This is a genomic window from Brachybacterium squillarum M-6-3 (assembly GCF_000225825.1).
Classification (GTDB): domain Bacteria; phylum Actinomycetota; class Actinomycetes; order Actinomycetales; family Dermabacteraceae; genus Brachybacterium; species Brachybacterium squillarum.
The window spans coordinates 225,689-244,348 of the sequence record NZ_AGBX01000007.1 but is presented as its reverse complement, the minus strand read 5'-3'; the positions used below and the strand labels follow the sequence as shown (position 1 = coordinate 244,348).

The following is an 18,660-nucleotide window of genomic DNA, read 5'->3' as shown; positions in this document are numbered from 1 at the left end:
GGCCACGGTTCTCGGCGACCTCCCGGTCCGCTGTGGGACCATGCCGCCAACCGTCGTCCGTCGGTGCTGTTGAAAGGTACCTCCATGAATCTGTTCCGCAATCCCTGGGCCCTGATCCTGCTGCTCCTGCTCGTGGTGCTGCTCTTCGGCGCCAACAAGCTGCCGGGCCTCGCCCGCAACGTCGGCAAGTCGATGCGCATCTTCAAGAGCGAGGTCGAGGAGCTGCGCGGCGACGAGCAGAAGGGCGAGGAGGACGAGGACGATCGCCCCCGCCGCCAGAACCCCGCGGGGTCCACCTCTGAGCAGCGGTCCGAGCGCCCCGCGGCCCGCGAGTACGACCCCCGCGAGGACCAGGCCGCCGCCGAGCGCGAGACCGTCCGCGCCCCCGAGAACGACGACTCCTACCGTCGCGACTGATCCCGTCGACCCCGGACGACACCGACCGCCCCGGACCCTGAGGATCCGGGGCGGGGACGCTGGGAGGAAGCACCACCGTGGCGAGTGAGACCCGAGCACAGGGCGGCACCGAGGACACCTCGGCGCCCGGCCGGCGCAACCGACGCGACCCCGAGGGGCGGATGTCCCTCGGCGAGCACCTCAAGGAGCTCCGCAACAGGCTGGTGATCTGCGCGATCACCGTGCTGCTGCTGTCCGTCGCGGGCTGGTTCGTCTACCCCTGGGTGTTCGCCGCCATCAAGGCGCCCATCGAGGCCGCGGGCGAGGGCTCCGACCTCAACGCGATGATCAACTTCCAGGGCGTCGGCACCGGCCTGAACGTCCGCCTGCAGATCTCCGCCTACACCGGGCTGATCCTCTCCTCGCCGATGATCCTGCTGCAGATCTGGCTGTTCGTCATGCCCGGCCTGCACCGCAACGAGCGCAAGTACGCGGTCGGCTTCTTCGGAAGCGCGATCCCGCTGTTCTTCATCGGCTGCGCCGCCGGCTACTGGGCCGTGAACCAGCTGGTGCCGGTGCTGATGAGCTTCACCCCCACCGAGGGCTCCACCGCCCAGATCCTGCCCTTCGACGAGTACCTCTCGCTGCTGATCAAGACGATGCTGGCCTTCGGCATCGCCTTCGTGATGCCGGTGGTGCTGGTGCTGCTGAACTTCCTGGGCATCCTGCGTGGCAAGACCATGCTGCGCGCCTGGCGCTGGGTGATCTTCCTGTGCTTCGCCTTCACCGCGGTGATGGTGCCGACCCCCGAGCCGGTCACCCTGATCGCCATGTCCGCCGCGATCTCCAGTCTGTTCTTCGCGGCCGTCGGCATCTCCCTGTGGCACGACCGCCGCCACCCGCAGGTCGGCATCGACGACGACCTGCCCGATGACGTGGCCAGCAGCCTGGACGACGAGGTGGAGCCGATCGACGCGCCCCGCCGCGAGGACGGACGGGCGTGAACCGACTGCGCGTCGGGCTGCTCTCCAACCCCTCCGCCGCCTTCGGCAGCTCCCACCGCACGGGGCGCCAGGTCGCCCGCCTGCTGCACCTGGCCGGGATCTCCGTGGTCGACATCTCCGGTCCCACCGCGCACGTGGCGCGCGCCCGGGCGATGGAGATCCGCGACTCCCTCACCGCGCTCGTCGTCGTCGGCGGGGACGGCACCGTGTCCCTCGGCGCCGAGATCGTCGCGGACACCCCGGTGCGCCTGGGCATCGTGCCCGCCGGCAGCGGCAACGACTTCGCCCGCTGGCTGGGCCTGCCCGTGGACGACCCCGAGGCCGCCACCCGGGTGCTGCTCGCGGCCCTGTCCCGGCCCGCGCTCAGCATCGATGCGCTCGAGGTCACCAGCGCCGGGGACTCCACCCCGCACCACCGCTCGCTCTCGCTGGGCAACGTGAACCTCGGCTTCGACGCCGTCGTCAACGCCCGCGCCAACAGCGCCCGCCGGGGCCGCTCCCGCTACACCGCGGCGGTGCTGCGCGAACTGCCCGCCTTCCGCCCCTTCCCCTACTGGATCGAGGTCGACGGCGGCGAGCGCACCGAGCTCGACGCGACCCTGCTGACCGCCTGCAACACCGGCATCTTCGGCGGCGGGATGCGACTGTCGCCCTCCTCCCGCATCGACGACGGCACCCTGGAGCTGGCCGCCCTGCAGGGCTTGAGCCGCACCCAGCTGCTGCGCTTCTTCCCGCGCGTGTTCCGCGGCGCCCACCTCGGGGTGGAGGGCTTCTCCCTCACCGGGATCTCCGAGGTGACGGTCGGCCTGCGCTCCGGCCGCAGCCTGCGGGCCTACGCCGACGGGGAGGCGCGCGCGCTGCTGCCCGTCACCGTGCGGGTGCTGCCCGGCGCCGTCCGCCTGCTGGCCGACGCGGCCGTCCTGCAGCCCGCCGAGCCCGCGGAGCCGGCGGGGGAGGAGATCCCGCGTCCCGAGCCCGACCCCGGATGAGCACCAGGAGCCCCGCATGAGCAACGACGAGCCCGGTCCCGCGGAGCGCTACGCCCGCTGGCGCGAGGAGCAGGCCGCGGCCGGCTCCGAGCTGACCCGCTTCACCGCCCGCTTCCCCTTCCCGCTGGACGACTTCCAGCTCGAGGCCTGCCGCGGCCTCGAGGCCGGTCGCTCCGTGCTGGTGGCGGCCCCCACCGGCGCCGGCAAGACCGTGGTCGGCGAGTTCGCCGTGCACCTGGCGCTCGCGAGCGGCCGCAAGGTCTTCTACACCGCCCCCATCAAGGCGCTCTCCAACCAGAAGCACGGGGAGCTGGTGGAGTGGCTCGGCGCCGAGAAGGTCGGCCTGCTCACCGGCGACACCGCGGTGCGACCGGAGGCCGAGGTGGTCGTCATGACCACCGAGGTGCTGCGGAACATGCTCTACGCCGGCTCCCCGCTGCTGGAGGGACTGGGCTTCGTGGTGATGGACGAGGTGCACTACCTCGCCGACCGGCTCCGTGGACCCGTCTGGGAGGAGGTCATCCTGCACCTGGACGACGCCGTGCAGCTGGTCTCCCTCTCGGCCACCGTCTCCAACGCCGAGGAGTTCGGCGCCTGGCTGCAGGAGGTCCGCGGCGACACCGAGGTGGTCGTCTCCGAGACCCGCCCGGTGCCGCTGTGGCAGCACGTCGTGGTCGGCGGGGACATGCTGGACCTGTTCGTGGACGAGGACGGGGAGCCCGTCGTCTCCCACGGCCCCGGCGCCCGCGGCAAGCCCGCCGTGAACCCCGAGATCGAGCGCCTGGCCAGCCACACCCCGCCCGTCGAGGACCGCGGCGGGCGCGGAGGTCGAGGCGGTCACGGCGGCCGAGGTGGCCGCGGGGGACGCGGCCGGGGCAACACCCAGGGCCGCCACCGTCCCCGCAACCCCGGTCGCGACGGCGGCCGCGGCGGCATGCCCCGCCCCGCTCGCCGCAGCGAGGTCATCGCCCTGCTCGACGCCGCGGCGCTGCTGCCCGCCATCATCTTCATCTTCTCCCGCGCCGGCTGCGAGGCCGCCGTCCGCCAGGTCACCCAGTCCCGTCTGCGGCTGACGGACGACGAGGAGCGGCGCCGCATCCGCGCCGTGCTGGACGAGCGGCTCGCCGCGATCGGCGTCGAGGACGAGCAGGTGCTCGGCATCGAGGCCTTCCGCCGCGCCGCCCTGGACGGGGTGGCCGCCCATCACGCCGGGATGCTGCCCCTGCTGAAGACGGTCGTCGAGGAGCTCTTCGCGGCGGGCCTGATCAAGGTGGTCTTCGCGACCGAGACCCTGGCGCTGGGCATCAACATGCCCGCCCGTTCCGTGGTGCTCGAGAAGCTGGTGAAGTTCAACGGCGTCGAGCACGCCGCCCTCACCCCGGGGGAGTACACCCAGCTCACCGGCCGTGCCGGGCGCCGCGGCATCGACACCGAGGGACACGCCGTGGTCATCGCCGGGCAGGGCTTCGACCCCGCCGCCGTCGGCTCCCTCGCCTCCCGCCGCACCTACCCGCTGCGCTCCGCCTTCCGCCCCACCGCGAACATGGCCGTGAACCTGTTGGAGCGCTTCGACCTCACCCGCGCCCGCGAGACCCTGGAGACCAGCTTCGCGCAGTTCCAGGCGGACCGCTCCGTGGTGGGTCTGGCCCGCCGCGCCCGCGAGCTGGAGGACACGGCCGCCGATTACGCCTCCGCCCTGGAATGCGACCGCGGCGACCTGCTCGCCTACGCCGACCTGCAGGAGCGCATCGCCACCCGGGAGAAGGAGCTCTCCCGCGACCGCGCCTCCGCGGACCGCGACCGGGCCCGCGCCACCCTGCGCTCCCTGCACCGCGGGGACGTGCTCGCCCTGCCCGGTGGGAAGCGCCGCGGCTACGCCGTGGTGCTCGACGTGGACCGCGAGGTGCTCGGCGGGCCCCAGCTCGAGGTGCTGGACACCGAGGGCCGCCGCCGCACCCTGCGCCCCTCGGACGTGCCCTCCGCCCCCGCCGTGATCGACACCCTCCGCCTGCCCAAGGCCGACCGCCTCGGCAGTGCGAAGGTCCGCAAGGACACTGCCGCGGCGCTGCGGGAGAAGCTCTCCGGCCGCTCCGACGCCCGCAGCGAGGTCCGCCGCAACGCGCCGCGCGCCCCCTCCACCGCCGCCACCGACCAGGCCCTGCAGGCGCTGAAGGCGGAGCTGGCCGCGCACCCCTGTGCCTCCTGCCCCGACCTCGAGTCCCACCTGCGCTGGGTCGGCCGCTGGCGCTCCACCCGCAAGGAGCTCGCCTCCGTGCAGCGCCGCATCGAGGGCCGCACCAGCTCCCTGGGCCGCGAGTTCGACCGGCTCTGCGCCCTGCTCGTCGAGCTCGGCTACCTCGAGGGGGAGGGCGAGGAGCTGCACCCCACCGAACGCGGCCTGCGGCTGCGCCGCCTGTTCAGCGACCGCGACCTGATGATCGCCGAATGCCTGGACCACGGCGCCTGGGAGGGCCTGGACGCCCCGGGGCTCGCCGCCGTCGTCTCCGCCGCCGTCTACGAGAGCCGCCGCGAGGACCCCGCCTCCCCGGATGCCGTCGCCGACCCGGCCGTGCAGGCGGCGCTGGCCGCCTCAGCCCGGATCGCCGCGGACCTCTCCGCCGCCCAGGCCCGCCACCAGCTCGAGACCACTCCGCCGCCGGACCCCAGTCTCGCCTCCATCGTGCAGCGCTGGGCCCGCGGCGAGCACCTGGCCGCCGTGCTCCTCGACGCGGACCTGCCGCCCGGGGACTTCGTGCGCCACTGCCGGCAGGTCATCGACCTGCTCGACCAGCTCACCGCCGACCCGGAGCTGGGACCCACCGCCCGCGAGGCCATCGCCGGGGTGCGCCGCGGCCTGGTCGCCCAGGAGATCGATCGATGAGCACCCCGCATCCCGCCGCCCTGCTGTACACCGGCCTCGTGCTCTACAGCACCGAGGACCCCGAGGCGCAGGCGATGCTGGTCGCCGACGGGATGATCGCCTGGACCGGGCCCGAGGACACCGCCGCCGTGATCCACGCCGGGGTGCCGCGGATCGACATCACCGGCTGCCTGGTCACCCCCGGTTTCGTGGACGCCGCCGCCACCGCCGACGGCACCGCTCCCGATCCCGCCGGGAGCACGGAGGCCGCCGCCCGCGGCATCGTGGACCGCCTGCCCGGCCCCACCGGGGAGCGGGACGGCATGCGGGTCCTCGCCCCCGTCCGCGAGCAGGCCCCCTACCTGGACCTCGTCACCGAGGGCGTGCCGCTGGCCTTCGGCTCCGGCGGGGACCCTGCCGCCGCCGATCCCTGGTCCTGGGTGCGCGCCGCCGCCCAGCAGGGCGAGGCCGCCCAGCGCATCAGCGACCGCGCCGCCTTCCTCGCCGCCACCCGCGGCGGACAGCGTCTCGCCGGCCGCCGCCACCCCGGCTCCCTGCGCCACGGCCTCGCAGCGACCTTCGTGGTCTGGGAGCCCACCGACCTCACCGTCCGCAGCCAGGCAGAGCGCATCGACACCTGGTCCACCGACCCTCGCTCCCGCACCCCACTGCTGCCCGACCTGGAGCAGGGCGCCCCGCGCGCGCTGCGCACCGTGGTCGACGGCGTGATCCTCCACGACGAGCTCGCCCCCGCCGAGGGGAGCGCATGAGCGCCGCCCCGCCACGCGAGGACCTCGTCCCCACGCCGGCCCTGGCCGCCCTGGCCTGCGGCGTCCTCGGCGGCATCGCCGCGCTGCTGGCCTTCCCGCCCTACGACCTGTGGTGGCTGCTGCCCGTGGCGATCGCCCTGCTGGTCGCCGGCGTGCTGGTGCGCTCCGCCTGGCTGGCGGCGCTGGTGTCCCTGCTGTGGGGCCTCGCGTTCTTCGTGCCGCTGACCCGCTGGGCCGAGACCTACGCCGGAGCGCTGCCCTGGGCGGCGCTGGCGGTCTTCGAGGCGCTGTACATCGTGGTGTTCGGCCTGCTGGCCCGCGCGGTGCTGGTGCGCCGCGGCCTGCGGCTCGGCCCCGCGATCGTGGTCGCGGCCCTCTGGGTGGCCGTGGAGACGATGCGCAGCCACGTGCCCTGGGGCGGGCTGCCCTGGGGCGCGAGCGCCTTCGCCCTGGCCGACTCGCCGCTGCTGAACCTCGGCCCCTGGATCGGCACCGCCGGCCTCTCCGCCGTCGTGGCGCTGCTGGCGATGCTGCTGCTCTCCGGCGGCCTGGCCGTGACGGGGAGACGCCACCGCGGTCTGCGGGGCATCGCCGGGGTGTGGCCGCTGGCCGTCGCGGTCGCCGCGGTGCTGGCCACCGTGGTGGTGCCGCTGCCGGTGAACCGCGCCCCCGAGGGGCGCCCCACCATGACCGTCGCCGGGATCCAGGGCAACATGGACCCGGTCGACCCGGCCACGATGGCGATGCCCGAGGGCATCTGGGACAACCACCTGCAGGTCACCGAGGAGACCGTCGACCAGGCCGCCGCGGAGGGCCGCGAGCTGGACCTGATCGTCTGGCCGGAGGACTCCACCGAGTACGACCCGCGGCAGGACGCCGTGCGCTCGGCGCAGCTCACGGCGGTCGCCGCCGAGGCCGGCGCCCCTGTGCTGGTGGGCACGCAGACGCTGGTGGGGGAGGACCAGCGGCTGAACAACTCGCTGCTCTACACCCCCGGCGGCTCCGTGCCCTACGTGTACGCCAAGCGCCATCCGGTGCCCTTCGGCGAGTTCATCCCGATGCGCGGCCTGTTCCGCATGGTCACCGACAAGGTCGACCTGGTCGGCCGCGACATGATCGCCGGCGACGAGGTCGGGGTGATGGACCTGGAGCACCTGCACCAGGGCGATGCCCGCGTCGGGGTGCTGATCTGCTTCGAGATCGCCTACGAGAACCTGGTGCAGGACGTCGTGGACGGCGGCGCCGAGGTGATCGTGGTGCAGTCCAACAACGCCCTGTTCGGCGACTCCGACGAGGCCATCCAGCAGCTCGCCGAGTCCGAGGTGCTCGCGGTGGTCTCGGGCCGCTCCATCGTGCACGTCTCCACCGTGGGCCACTCGGCGATCATCACCCCCGAGGGCAAGCAGCTCGCCTTCGTGGACCACTGGCAGCAGGGCTCCGTGGTCGCCGAGGTGCCGCTGCGCACCGGTATCACCCCGGCCGTCGCCGCCGGCCCGTGGATCGCGATCGGCATCTGCGCCCTGGCGCTGGCCGGTCTGCTCGGCGCCCTCCGCGGCCCCCGACAGGGCCTGCAGCGGGAGCCCGCCCCCGTGCGGGGCCGCGGACGGGAGGGTCGCCGATGAGCCCCGCCCCGGCCCTGGTCGTGATCCCCACCTACCAGGAGCGGGCCACCCTGCCCGGCACCCTGGCCCGGCTGCGCGCCGCCGTCCCCGCGGCCCACGCCCTGGTGGTCGACGACGCCTCCCCGGACGGCACCGGCGACTGGGCCGAGGCTGCCGCCGCCGAGGACCCGTACGTGCACGTCCTGCACCGCGCCGGCAAGGAGGGGCTCGGTCCCGCCTACCTGGCGGGCTTCGCCTGGGGCCTTGAGCGCGGCTACGAGGTGCTGGTGGAGATGGACGCCGACGCCTCCCACCGGCCCGAGCAGCTGCCGGGCCTGCTGGAAGCCGTCCGCCGCGGCGCCGACCTCGCCATCGGCTCCCGCTGGGTGCCGGGCGGCCGCGTGCACGACTGGCCGCTGCGCCGGCTGGTCCTCTCCCGCGGGGCGAACCTCTACGTCCGGGCGGCGCTCGGGCTGCGCGTCGCCGACGCCACCGCCGGGTTCCGCGCCTACCGCTCGGGGCTGCTCACCGAGCTGGTCGGGCAGGACGTCGCCTCCCAGGGCTACTGCTTCCAGGTGGACATGACCCGCCGAGCCCGCGCCGCCGGCGCCGTGATCCGCGAGGTGCCCATCGACTTCGACGAGCGCACCGAGGGGGCCAGCAAGATGAGCTCCGCCATCGTGCGGGAGGCCCTCGTCAAGGTGACGTCCTGGGGACTCGCACGCCGCGCCCAGCAGCTTCTCGGGCTGCTCCACTAGGCTGGAGCGCGTTCAGGGAAGGCCCCCACGGGGCCGCTCGAGAGTCCCAGGGGGAACACCGTGAGCTCCACATCCCAGTCGTCCGGCCCGTCGTCCGCCGGGTCCCGGCGCCCGCACCCGCCGCGCGGCACCCGCCCCACCGGCCGCGGCACGGGGGAGCCCTCCCGCCGCGCCGGCCTGATCCCGCTGGGCATCGCCCTGCTCGGCATCGCCGAGCTGGCCCTGCTCATCGTGATCGGCGTGAACACCAGCCTGTGGTGGTGCGTGCTGATCGTCGTGGTCGGCTGGATCGTGGGCGTCGCCCTCGTCGTCGCCGCCGGGCAGCAGTCCTTCGTCCGGCTGCGCTCCCTGCTGCGGGCCGTCCGCGGCGACGGCGACGTGCAGGACCACCTCTCCCGCCCCGCCTTCACCCTGCTGGCGGCGCTGTGCTTCTTCTTCCCGGGCCTGATCACCGCGCTGATCGGCGTGATCCTGCTGATCGTCCCCGTGCAGCGGCGCACCGTCCGCGCGATGGGCGTCGGCTCCGGCTCCGACTCGGCCCGCTCCGTGCTGTACCGGCGGCGCAGCGGCGGCGTGATCGACGGGGAGATCATCGTCGACGCCCGCCCCACCGACCGGACCGACGGCGAGGACGGCCGCGAGGGCGGGCAGACCCCGCCCACCATCACCCAGTCCTGAGCTCCCGAGTCCGGACGGCGACAGCTCCGGACCTCCGGACGACGACTGCACGGAGAAGAGCCCCGGTCCACCTGTCGGTGGGCCGGGGCTCTCGTCGTGCCCGGGGGGAGCGGGGGGCTCCCCGAGGGTGGATCAGAAGTTGCGGCTCTGGTGCAGCTTGCCCGCGCGCAGCAGCTCCAGGCGCTGGTCGAGCAGGACCTGCAGGTCCTCCTCGCTGCGGCGCTCCAGCAGCATGTCCCAGTGGGTGCGCTGCGGCTTGCCGGGCTTCTCCTCGGGCTTCTCGTGGTCGCGCTGCACGGCGGTCGCGCCGCAGCGGCACTCCCACACGGCCGGGACCTCGGCCTCGACGGAGAAGGGCAGCACGATGGTGTGGCCGTTCGGGCAGTCGTAGACGGTCTCCTGGCGAGGAGCGGCGAGGACGCCCTCGTCGGTCTCCATGGAGAGGGAGCCCAGACGGGTTCCTCGCAGGCTTCGGCTGTTCATGCGGTTCTCGCTTCCTGCCGGTGATTCGGTGACGGGCGGCGGCACGCCCGGAGGTCTGCCCGGGGGGTGCAACGCCCTCGATCCCGGGATTGTTCCCGGCCTCGGGCCGGGCGGTGCGCCGGGGCGGCGCACCGGAGGGTGGTCAGTCGGCGTCGAGCAGCTCGCCCAGGAGGTCGACGCGGTTGGTGATGATACCATCCGCGCCCGTGACCAGCAGATCCTGCATGGTCACAGGGTCGTCGACGGTCCACACGTGCACCTCGCAGCCCACCCGGTGGGCGGCGGCGATGCTGGCGGGGGTGACGACGGGCAGACCGCGGTAGGTGCGGGGCACCTGCAGGGCGCCGTAGGGGCGCAGCACCCGGCGCAGCGCCCGGTCCGGCAGCTCCAGCGCCCGCACGGCGAGGAATCCCGCCATCGCGCCCCGGGAGGGGGAGCGGACCGGCAGGGTGCCGGTGGCGGTGCGGACGGCGTGCGCGGCGCTGCGGGCGATGAGACCGTCGAAGCTGGTGACGCAGACCCGCTCGGCGCTGCGGGTGCGCGCGATCGCGGTGACTGCGGGCAGGATCGCGTCGGCGCTCTTGACGTCGATGTTCACCGGGACGTCCGGGAAGGAGCCCAGCACGTCCTCGAGCATCGCCAGCGGCTCGTCGCCGGCCAGCCGCACGGCCCCGGCCTCGGCGCCGCTGAGGGTGTCGATGCGGCGGGGATCGCCGGCGACGCGGTCGAGGGTCTCGTCGTGCACGGCGAGGGCGAGCCCGTCGCGGGTGGCCCGGGTGTCGGTCTCGAGCATGGTGGCGCCGGCCGCGAGGGCATCGGCGAATGCGCGCAGGGTGTTCTCGGCGCCGTCGAGGGCGAGGCCGCGGTGGGCGATGCGGCGGGGCCGGTCCCCGGGCAGGAACCGGGAAGGCTCAGCGGCCCTGCTGGTCGATGAGGGCATCCTCTTCCTCCTCGTCGTGGCCGCGGGGGCGGCGGCCGGATGGGGGGCGGGCGGCGCCGGGGCGGCGCCGGGTGCGGGCGGGCGCGGGGATCACGCCACCGTCCGGGCCCTCGGGGGACTCCGGGGTCTCGACGGCGGCGGGTCCGGGCGTCTCCTCGTCCTCGGCCTCCTGGATCAGCTTGCGGGTGCGGTAGATCAGCGCCGCCGGGAAGAACAGGGCGAAGATCCACCACTGGAAGGCGTAGGAGAGGTGGGGGCCGAGGGACGTCTCCGGGGCGGGAAGGGCGCGCGCCTGCTCCCCGGCGGGGTCCTCGGCGGTGAGCTCGCCGTAGGCGCCGGTGACGAGCTCGCCGTCCAGCGCGGGCAGGGTGGCGGCGATGTCGGCTGGGGTGACGGTCTGCACCTGGCCGGGCGGGTTGCTGCGGTCGGCGAGGGTCTCCTCGGCGGGGCGCAGGCGCACGGTGAGAGTCTCGGTACCTTCGGGCACGGCGGGCGGGTCCTGCGGCTCGGAGGCGGCGCCCTGGATCGGCACCCAGCCGCGCACCACCAGCAGCACTTGACCGTCGGTGGTCTCGAAGGGGACCAGCTGCCAGAAGCCGACGTCGCCGTCCAGGGGGCGGTTGCGGACGTACAGCACGCAGTCGGGATCGGTGCAGTACTGCCCCTCGAGGCGCACCTGGGTCCATTCGGCGGTCCCGGGGAGGGGCTGGTCCGGCTGCGGCATCGCCTCGGGGAGGGATACGGGGTCGGCGGCGGCGTGGGTGCGGACGATCTGCGCCGCCTCCCGCTTGCCCTCGAAGCGGTGGTACTGCCACAGGCCGAGCCCGACGCAGATGGCGGAGGCCAGCAGCACCACGACGAGCCCAAGGGCGGTGTCGCGGCTGAGGATGATGCGGGCTCGGGCGGAGCGCTCGCTCATGCCCCGCTCACGAACCCGGCGTTCTCGGCGAGGAATCCGGTGAGGTCGTGGATCCCGAAGTCGGTCAGCCAGACGAAGCCCACGGCCACGGCCGCGGCGATCGCCAGCCCGAGCGCGGTGGCGGTGATCTCCCCTGCCAGCCGGCGCCGGGGCCGGTGCGTCCGCTCGCGGGCGGGCGGGAAGCCGTAGTCCTCGTCCTCGAGCTGGTTCTGCGACCACATGCCCGGGTTCAGGACAGTGACGGGGTAGCTCTCCACGCGGGCCCGGGGGCGGGCGCCGCTGGCGGGCACGTCCTCGGAGTCCTGCAGGGGCGCGGAGGAGCGGTCGTCCTGCTCCTCCGCCACCCACAGCCGCCATCCGGCCGGCACGGGCGCGAAGTCCGTGCGCGGCCGGAAGCCGGCCGGTGGCCGCCATCCGTCATGGGGCGGCTCAGGCCAGCTCGGCGGCGGGTTGAAGCGCTCGGTCACTCAGGGACGTCCCAGGTGTAGGTGTCCGAGTAGGTGTTGAACACGAGCTCCAGGTCCCCGGTCTTCTGACAGTCGAAGAGCAGCGTCACGGTGTACTCCTCGCCGGCCTCGAAGGTGGTGGGGGCATCGGTGGCCAGGCCGGAGTCGGCCAGGGCGTAGGTGGCGGTGGCCGGGGTGATGTCGCCGCCGTAGGGGGTCTGCAGCGAGAAGTTGTACGGCGCCAGGTCCATCGTCCCGTCGGTGACCGTGATCTGCGCGGTCACCGCGAGATAGCCGCCGTCGTCCTGGTTCTGGGAGCCCTCGACGGTGCCGCCGTAGATGCTGGGCAGGTCCTCGACTGAGGCCCACTCCATGGAGACCGTCAGGGTGCCGGTGCCGTCGGAGCTGACCACGTCCTGCTCCTCGGCGCCCTCGGCGACAGTGGGCAGCACGGACGGGGTGACGGTGCCCCCTGCGGTGGCCGACTCGGAAGGGGTCTCCTCCTCGCCGGAGCCGGCCTCCTGCGAGGTGGTGGCCTCCGTGCCGCCGGGCTCGTCGCGGTTCATCATCCACGCGCCGACGCCGATCGCGGCGATCAGGACGAGCACGACCACCAGGATGATGCAGCCGAGCCACCAGAAGCGCGCCAGGAAGCCCTTGGTCGGCGGCCCGTCGGACCCGCCGGGGGCGCTGGTGGAGTCCTGGCCCGCGGTGGCCGGGGAGCCGGCGGCCGGGTACTCGCCCCCCGCGGCGGCCGCGGGGGAACCCTGGCCGTACGGGGAGGGCTGGCCGTAGGGGGAAGGCTGGCCATAGGGGGAGGAGCCCTGGCCGTAGGGCGAGGGCTGACCGGCGGAGGCGTCCATGCCGTCGGCGGCGGGCGCGGAGGCCTGGGAGAACTCGTTCGGCGCCGCAGCGCGATCGCCCGCGCCCGCGGCACCCTCCGGTGCGGGGTACGTGGAGGCCTCCGGGCCGCCGGCAGCGGCGTCGGAGCCGTAGGCAGGTGCCTCGGACCCGTAGCCGGGCGCCTCGGACCCGTAGGCGGGCGCCTCGGACCCGTAGGACGGGGCTTCGGAGCCGTAGGCGGGGGCCTCGGAGCCGTCGGCCGGGGCGGAGGACGCGTCATGCGCGGGCGAGCCCTGGGCGTCCTGGCCCTGCTGCGCGGCGACGTACCCGCCCGCGGCCAGTCCGGCCCCGCCGACGGCGGCGGCCCCGGCCGCCCCGGTGCCGGGCTCGTCCTCGGCGGGCTGCTCCGACACCTGCGGGGCGCCGTCCTGCGCAGCGGGCGCCGCCTCCGCGTCGGTGCTCTCATAGGGCGCCGAGGTGGCCAGATCGGCCTCCAGGTCCGGGCCGGTGTACTCGGCGGTCTGCGGGGACTCCCCGGCCTCGGCGGTCTCCGGGGCCTCGTGGGCGCCCCGGTGCGCGGGCCCGGCGGACGGGACCGGCGCCGACGGCTGCTCCGCAGCGGCCGCATCAGGCTCCGCGGCATGACGTCCCCCGGTCGAGGCCTCGGGGGCGTCGGCGGTCGGGTCGTCGTCGCCCGGCGCGGGCGCGCCCTGCGGTGCGGAGGCGTCCTGGACGGTTCCGTCCTGCGTCAGCGCGTCCGTCCCGGCGATGCCGGTGCCGGCGGCGGGGTCGGCCACGGTGGCCGGCTCGGGGGCCTCGGGGGCGGAGTCCACGTCGGAGCCCGCGGGGGTGCCTTCGACGACCGGCTCCCCATCCTGCGCGGGGGCGGCGTCGTCCTGCGCGGGGGCGGCGTCCTGCTCCTCGCCCTCCACCCAGAAGGTCCAGCCGTCGGGGGCGGGGCCCCAGCTCGGATCCGGCTGCCATCCGGGCGGCGGGGTCCAGTTCGGCTCGTCGACGGGCCAGTTGGGCGGCGGGTTGAAGCGATAGGCCATGAGGGCCTCCTCCACAGCATCGGGGTGACGGGTCTCCCCCCAAGGATCCCGCCAGGGTCTGCCCCGTATCGTAGTCCACGACCTGCCCTGTGGTCGGGGCGTCCAGCGGGCGCGTCGACCCCTCCGACCTCCGAGGAGTCCCGATGCCCGAGCCCACCACCGATCCCCGCAGCGTGCTCATCACCGGCGGCAACCGCGGCATCGGCCGCGCCATCGCCGAGGAGTTCCTGCGCCGCGGCGACAAGGTGGCCGTCACCTCCCGCTCGGGCCAGGGCGGACCCGAAGGTGCCCTCACCCTCGCGGCCGACGTCACCGACGGGGAGAGCCTGGACGCCGCGATCGCCGCGGCCGAGGCGGAGCACGGGCCGATCCAGGTGCTGGTGGCCAATGCCGGCATCACCGACGACCAGCTGCTGATGCGCATGGGCGACGACGCCTTCGAGACGGTGCTGGACACGAACCTCACCGGCTCCTTCCGCACCGTCAAGCGCGTGATCACCTCGATGGTGCGCAAGAAGAAGGGCCGCATCGTGCTGATCAGCTCCGTGGTCGGCCTGTACGGCTCCCCGGGCCAGGTCAACTACGCGGCCTCCAAGTCCGGCCTGATCGGCATCGCTCGCGCCCTGACCCGCGAGCTGGGCTCCCGCGGCATCACCGCGAACGTCGTCGCCCCGGGCTACATCGCCACCGAGATGACCGAGGCCCTGCCCGAGGAGCGCCAGGCCGCCTACAAGTCCGCCATCCCGGCCGCCCGCTTCGCCGACCCGGAGGAGGTGGCCAAGGTGGTCGCCTTCGTCGCCAGCGACGACGCCGCCTACATCTCCGGCGCCGTGATCCCGGTGGACGGCGGCCTGGGCATGGGACACTGAGCACCCGACCCGAGACCTCCGGCCTCCGCGCCGTCCGTGCCCGTCCGCGGCACCCCGATCGAAAGAGTGAACGCCCCGCATGACCTCCTCCGACCCCGACAGTCGCCTGCTGCTCCTGATGCGTCACGGAAAGGCGGACAGCGGCGGTGGCCAGCCCGACCAGCAGCGTCCCCTCACCGATCGTGGTCGCAGCCAGGCCCAGCTGGTGGGGGAGTACCTCGCCAGCCAGTCGGTCCGCCCGACCCGGGTGCTGGTCTCGGACGCCCAGCGCACCCGGGACACCTGGGAGTCGCTGCGAGGGGCGATGCCGGGCTTCGACGGGGAGGTCAGCTTCCACGAGGACATCTACCACGGCGGCCCCGCCGAGGTGATGGACCTGCTGCACGCGGTGGGCGACGAGCACGCGGTGGTGCTGGTGGTGGGTCACGAGCCGACCATGGCCTCCCTGGTCTCCCACCTGGCCGATGACGACTCCGACCCCGGCTCCGTGGCGCAGGCCCGCATCGGGATGCCCACCGGCGGCACCGGCGTGCTCTCGGGCGGGCTGGAGCACTGGGCGGACCTCGGCGAGGACGACCTCACCCTGCACACGGTGGTGCGCCCCTGAGCACGACCCCCTGAGCACCCCCGCTGACCACGCGGAAGCGCCCCGTCCCGGATCGATCCGGGACGGGGCGCTGCGCGTGCGGGCTCAGCGCGCGGCGGCGGCCTCGAGGTGGGGCCAGGCGTCCAGCAGCGACTCGTCGTCCAGGGCGACGTCCGCCACCTCGCGCAGGGCGGGCTTGGCGCGGAAGGCGATGCCGGTGCCGGCCGCCTCGACCATCGCCCGGTCGTTGGCGCCGTCGCCCATCGCCACCACCCGCCGGCGGGGCAGGCCGTGGCGGGCGGCGAGGTTCTCGAGCACGGCGAGCTTCGCGGCGCCGTCGATGATCGGACCGGAGACCCGGCCGGTGAAGCGACCGCCCTCGATCTCGAAACGGTTGGCGACCACATGGTCGATGCCGACCTGGGCGGCGAGCTCGTCGATCACCTCGTGGAAGCCGCCGGAGACCAGCGCGGTCACCCAGCCGACCTCCCGGGCGCGACGCATCAGCTCCACCGCGCCCGGGGTGGGGACCAGCACCTCCCGCACAGCGGCGAGCACCGACTCGTCCAGTCCCTCCAGCAGCGCCACCCGGGCGCGGAGGGACTGGGCGAAGTCCAGCTCGCCGCGCATGGCGGCGGTAGTGATCTCCTCGACCCGGTCGCGGACGCCGGCGTGCTCGGCGACGAGCTCGATGACCTCCTGGGTGAGGAAGGTCGAGTCGACGTCGGAGACCAGCAGCCCGGTGGCGGTGGCGGTCAGGGGAGAGTCCCGATCCGTCGCCGCGCTCACGGCTCGATGACCGTGCCCTTCCCGACCACGGTGATGCCGGAGTCGGTGACCACCCAGCCGCGCTTGCGGTCCGCCTCGGGGTCCAGACCGATCTGGGTGCGCGGCGGGATCACGACGTTCTTGTCGATGATCGCGCGGTGGATCTGGCAGTGCCGCCCCACCGAGACGCCATCCATCAGCACCGAGTCGGACACGTGCGACCAGGAGTGCACGCGCACCCCCGGCGAGAGCACCGAGTTGGAGATCTGGGCGCCGGAGACGACGACCCCGGGGGAGATGATCGAGTCCACCGCGGATCCGACGCGGCCCGGTCCGGCGTGCACGAACTTCGCCGGCGGCACGTTGCGGTTGCCCGCGAAGGTCGGCCAGTCGTTGTTGTACAGGTTGAACACCGGGTGGATGGAGATCAGGTCCATGTGGGCGTCGTAGAAGGCGTCCAGGGTGCCGACGTCGCGCCAGTAGTCGCGGTCGCGGTCGGTGGAGCCGGGCACGTCGTTGCGGATGAAGTCGTAGACGCCGGCCGAGTCGCGGTCCACGAAGTAGGGGACGATGTCGCCGCCCATGTCGTGCTTGCTGTCCTCGTTCTCGGCGTCCTCGGTGACGGCCTTGACCAGGGCATCGGCGGTGAAGATGTAGTTGCCCATGGAGGCCAGCACCGAGGTGGGGTCGTCGGGCAGGCCCGGGGTCTCGGCCGGCTTCTCCACGAACTCCTGGATGCGGGTCGGGTCCGCCTGGTCCACCTCGATGACGCCGAACTGGTCGGACTCCTCGATGGGCTGGCGGATCGCCGCGACCGTGCAGTCGCGGCCGGACTCGATGTGGGCGTCGAGCATCTGGGAGAAGTCCATGCGGTACACGTGGTCCGCGCCGACCACCACGACGTAGTCGGGCTTCTCCTCGCCGATCAGGTTGAGGGACTGGTAGATGGCGTCGGCGCTGCCGAGGTACCAGTGCTTGCCCATGCGCTGCTGGGCGGGGACGGGAGCGACGTAGTTCCCCAGCAGCGAGCTCATGCGCCAGGTGGAGGCGATGTGCTTGTCGAGGGAATGCGACTTGTACTGGGTCAGCACGACGACGCGCAGGAACCCGGAGTTCACGACGTTCGACAGGGCGAAGTCGATCAGACGGTAGATCCCACCGAAGGGGACGGCGGGCTTGGCGCGGTCCAGGGTGAGCGGCATCAGCCGCTTCCCCTCACCGCCGGCGAGGACGATCGCGAGCACCTTCTTGGACATGGCTCCAGGATAATGCAGACGTGGCCCGGATCACGCCGATCCGGCACATGGTGGACAATGTGGAACGACGTGGAGCGCGCGCGGACCGCCCTGCCGCCGCACCCGGGCACCACGAAGGTCCCTGCGGGGCCGGTCCGTGACACGACGACGCTCGAGACGATGCTCGAGGTGAGACCCGGGATGACCCGGGGAAGGAGGCACGCGATGCGCGTGGATCTGTTGACCAAGGAATACCCCCCGGAGGTGTACGGCGGCGCCGGCGTGCACGTCGCCGAGCTGACGCAGGTGCTGCGTCCCCATCTGGAGGTGCAGGTGCGGGCCTTCGGCGCCGACCGCGACGCCCCCGACACCACCTCCTACCGCACCCCCGTGGAGCTGGAGGGCGCCAACGCGGCGCTGGCCACCCTCGGCACCGACCTGGACATCGCCCGGGACTGCGAGGGCGCCGACCTGGTGCACTCCCACACCTGGTACGCGAACTTCGCCGGGCACGTCGCCTCCCTGCTGTACGGGATGCCGCACGTGCTCTCCGCGCACTCCCTGGAGCCGCTGCGCCCCTGGAAGGCCGAGCAGCTCGGCGGCGGCTACCGCCTCAGCTCCTACGCCGAGCGCACCGCCTACGAGGGCGCCGCCGGGATCATCGCCGTCTCCGACGGGATGCGCCGGGACATCCTGAAGTCCTACCCGCAGATCGACCCGGAGAAGGTCTACGTCGTCCACAACGGCATCGACATCGACGCCTGGTCCCCGAACCAGGACACCACGGTGCTCACCGAACGCGGCATCGATCCCGACGCCCCGACCGTGGTCTTCGTCGGCCGCATCACCCGCCAGAAGGGCCTGCCGCTGTTCCTGCGGGCCGTGCGGGACCTGCCGCCGGAGGTGCAGGTGGTGCTGTGCGCCGGCGCCCCCGACACCAAGGAGATCGCCGCCGAGGTGGACACCCTGGTCGCGGAGCTGCGCCAGGACCGTGAGAACCTCCACCTGATCACCGAGATGCTGCCGCGGGACCAGCTCACGCAGATCCTCACCCACGCGACGACCTTCGTCTGCCCGAGCATCTACGAGCCGCTGGGCATCGTGAACCTCGAGGCGATGGCCTGCGGCATCCCCGTGGTCGCCTCCGCCACCGGCGGCATCCCCGAGGTCGTGGTCGACGGGGAGACCGGCTACCTGGTGCCGATCGAGCAGGTGGACGACGGCACCGGCACCCCGGTGGACCCGGACCGCTATGTCGCCGACCTCGCCGCGGCGCTGACCCGCATGGTCTCCGACCCCGAGCGGGCGAAGGCGATGGGCGAGGCCTCCCGGCGCCGCGCCGCCGAGCACTTCTCCTGGGTCTCGATCGCCGAGCGCACCATCGAGGTCTACGAGCAGGTGCTCGCGAAGCACCGCGCCTGATCCCGCCCGTGCAGGAGCCCTCGCGACCACGCCGGTCGCGG

Annotated in this window: 18 protein-coding genes; 11 read left to right on the top strand and 7 right to left on the bottom strand. The window is 73.8% G+C overall.

Features of this window, described 5'->3' with window-relative positions; genetic code table 11:
- The first annotated feature begins 84 nt into the window (after positions 1 to 84).
- The 8 genes from tatA to OM98_RS10665 all read left to right on the top strand — a co-directional run bounded on the left by tatA (position 85) and on the right by OM98_RS10665 (position 9,056).
- Entirely contained in the window at positions 85 to 417 is a 333-nt protein-coding gene (gene tatA / locus OM98_RS10700; RefSeq protein ID WP_010534620.1) for a Sec-independent protein translocase subunit TatA, read from the top strand.
- A 77-nt stretch (positions 418 to 494) separates the two neighbouring features.
- The gene (gene tatC, locus OM98_RS10695) at positions 495 to 1,400 is read left to right on the top strand and encodes a twin-arginine translocase subunit TatC (protein WP_010534619.1); all 906 of its coding nucleotides are present in this window, start codon (positions 495 to 497) and stop codon (positions 1,398 to 1,400) included.
- Positions 1,397 to 2,389, top strand: a complete 993-nt coding sequence (locus tag OM98_RS10690; RefSeq protein ID WP_010534618.1) for a diacylglycerol/lipid kinase family protein — start codon at positions 1,397 to 1,399, stop codon at positions 2,387 to 2,389. Before tatC ends, OM98_RS10690 begins: the two co-directional genes overlap by 4 nt.
- Positions 2,390 to 2,405: 16 nt before the next feature.
- Complete coding sequence (locus OM98_RS10685) at positions 2,406 to 5,270, top strand: DEAD/DEAH box helicase (RefSeq protein WP_010534617.1); 2,865 nt, start codon at positions 2,406 to 2,408, stop codon at positions 5,268 to 5,270.
- Entirely contained in the window at positions 5,267 to 6,019 is a 753-nt protein-coding gene (locus tag OM98_RS10680; RefSeq protein ID WP_010534616.1) for a hypothetical protein, read from the top strand. Before OM98_RS10685 ends, OM98_RS10680 begins: the two co-directional genes overlap by 4 nt.
- Positions 6,016 to 7,641: an apolipoprotein N-acyltransferase gene (gene lnt, locus OM98_RS10675; protein WP_010534615.1), complete on the top strand. Its 1,626-nt coding sequence runs from the start codon at positions 6,016 to 6,018 to the stop codon at positions 7,639 to 7,641. The genes OM98_RS10680 and lnt overlap by 4 nt, the downstream gene beginning before the upstream one ends.
- A complete protein-coding gene (locus tag OM98_RS10670; RefSeq protein ID WP_010534614.1) occupies positions 7,638 to 8,378 on the top strand; it encodes a polyprenol monophosphomannose synthase in 741 nt (246 codons plus the stop codon). The genes lnt and OM98_RS10670 overlap by 4 nt, the downstream gene beginning before the upstream one ends.
- A 60-nt stretch (positions 8,379 to 8,438) precedes the next feature.
- Positions 8,439 to 9,056 carry an FxsA family protein gene (locus OM98_RS10665; protein ID WP_010534613.1) on the top strand — a complete coding sequence of 206 codons (618 nt, stop codon included), beginning with the start codon at positions 8,439 to 8,441 and terminating at the stop codon, positions 9,054 to 9,056.
- A 132-nt stretch (positions 9,057 to 9,188) separates the two neighbouring features.
- Here the strand turns inward: OM98_RS10665 and OM98_RS10660 are convergent, their stop codons facing one another.
- From OM98_RS10660 to OM98_RS15915, 5 genes are all read right to left on the bottom strand, one after another.
- Positions 9,189 to 9,539, bottom strand: a complete 351-nt coding sequence (locus tag OM98_RS10660; protein ID WP_010534612.1) for an RNA polymerase-binding protein RbpA — start codon at positions 9,537 to 9,539, stop codon at positions 9,189 to 9,191.
- Between the two features lie 142 nt (positions 9,540 to 9,681).
- A complete protein-coding gene (locus OM98_RS10655) occupies positions 9,682 to 10,479 on the bottom strand; it encodes a glycerophosphodiester phosphodiesterase family protein (protein ID WP_010534611.1) in 798 nt (265 codons plus the stop codon).
- On the bottom strand, positions 10,451 to 11,398 hold the full coding sequence (locus OM98_RS10650) for an SURF1 family cytochrome oxidase biogenesis protein (RefSeq protein ID WP_010534610.1): 948 nt from the start codon (positions 11,396 to 11,398) through the stop codon (positions 10,451 to 10,453). The genes OM98_RS10655 and OM98_RS10650 overlap by 29 nt, the downstream gene beginning before the upstream one ends.
- Positions 11,395 to 11,766 (bottom strand): hypothetical protein, encoded by a 372-nt coding sequence (locus OM98_RS10645; RefSeq protein ID WP_245528769.1) that lies wholly within the window; start codon positions 11,764 to 11,766, stop codon positions 11,395 to 11,397. Before OM98_RS10645 ends, OM98_RS10650 begins: the two co-directional genes overlap by 4 nt.
- A 95-nt stretch (positions 11,767 to 11,861) precedes the next feature.
- Positions 11,862 to 13,739 carry a hypothetical protein gene (locus tag OM98_RS15915; protein ID WP_010534608.1) on the bottom strand — a complete coding sequence of 626 codons (1,878 nt, stop codon included), beginning with the start codon at positions 13,737 to 13,739 and terminating at the stop codon, positions 11,862 to 11,864.
- Positions 13,740 to 13,882: 143 nt separating this feature from the next.
- Here OM98_RS15915 and fabG point away from each other — a divergent pair, with 143 nt between their 5' ends.
- Positions 13,883 to 14,608, top strand: a complete 726-nt coding sequence (fabG, locus tag OM98_RS10635; RefSeq protein WP_010534607.1) for a 3-oxoacyl-ACP reductase FabG — start codon at positions 13,883 to 13,885, stop codon at positions 14,606 to 14,608.
- Positions 14,609 to 14,687: 79 nt separating this feature from the next.
- Positions 14,688 to 15,215: a SixA phosphatase family protein gene (locus OM98_RS10630; RefSeq protein WP_010534606.1), complete on the top strand. Its 528-nt coding sequence runs from the start codon at positions 14,688 to 14,690 to the stop codon at positions 15,213 to 15,215.
- 84 nt (positions 15,216 to 15,299) lie between these two features.
- Here the strand turns inward: OM98_RS10630 and serB are convergent, their stop codons facing one another.
- Together serB and glgC are read right to left on the bottom strand one after the other, a co-directional pair.
- Entirely contained in the window at positions 15,300 to 15,983 is a 684-nt protein-coding gene (serB, locus tag OM98_RS10625; protein WP_010534605.1) for a phosphoserine phosphatase SerB, read from the bottom strand.
- Positions 15,980 to 17,218, bottom strand: a complete 1,239-nt coding sequence (gene glgC, locus OM98_RS10620; protein ID WP_010534604.1) for a glucose-1-phosphate adenylyltransferase — start codon at positions 17,216 to 17,218, stop codon at positions 15,980 to 15,982. Before glgC ends, serB begins: the two co-directional genes overlap by 4 nt.
- Positions 17,219 to 17,422: 204 nt before the next feature.
- Here glgC and glgA point away from each other — a divergent pair, with 204 nt between their 5' ends.
- On the top strand, positions 17,423 to 18,619 hold the full coding sequence (glgA, locus tag OM98_RS10615; RefSeq protein ID WP_010534603.1) for a glycogen synthase: 1,197 nt from the start codon (positions 17,423 to 17,425) through the stop codon (positions 18,617 to 18,619).
- The last annotated feature ends 41 nt before the right edge of the window (positions 18,620 to 18,660 follow it).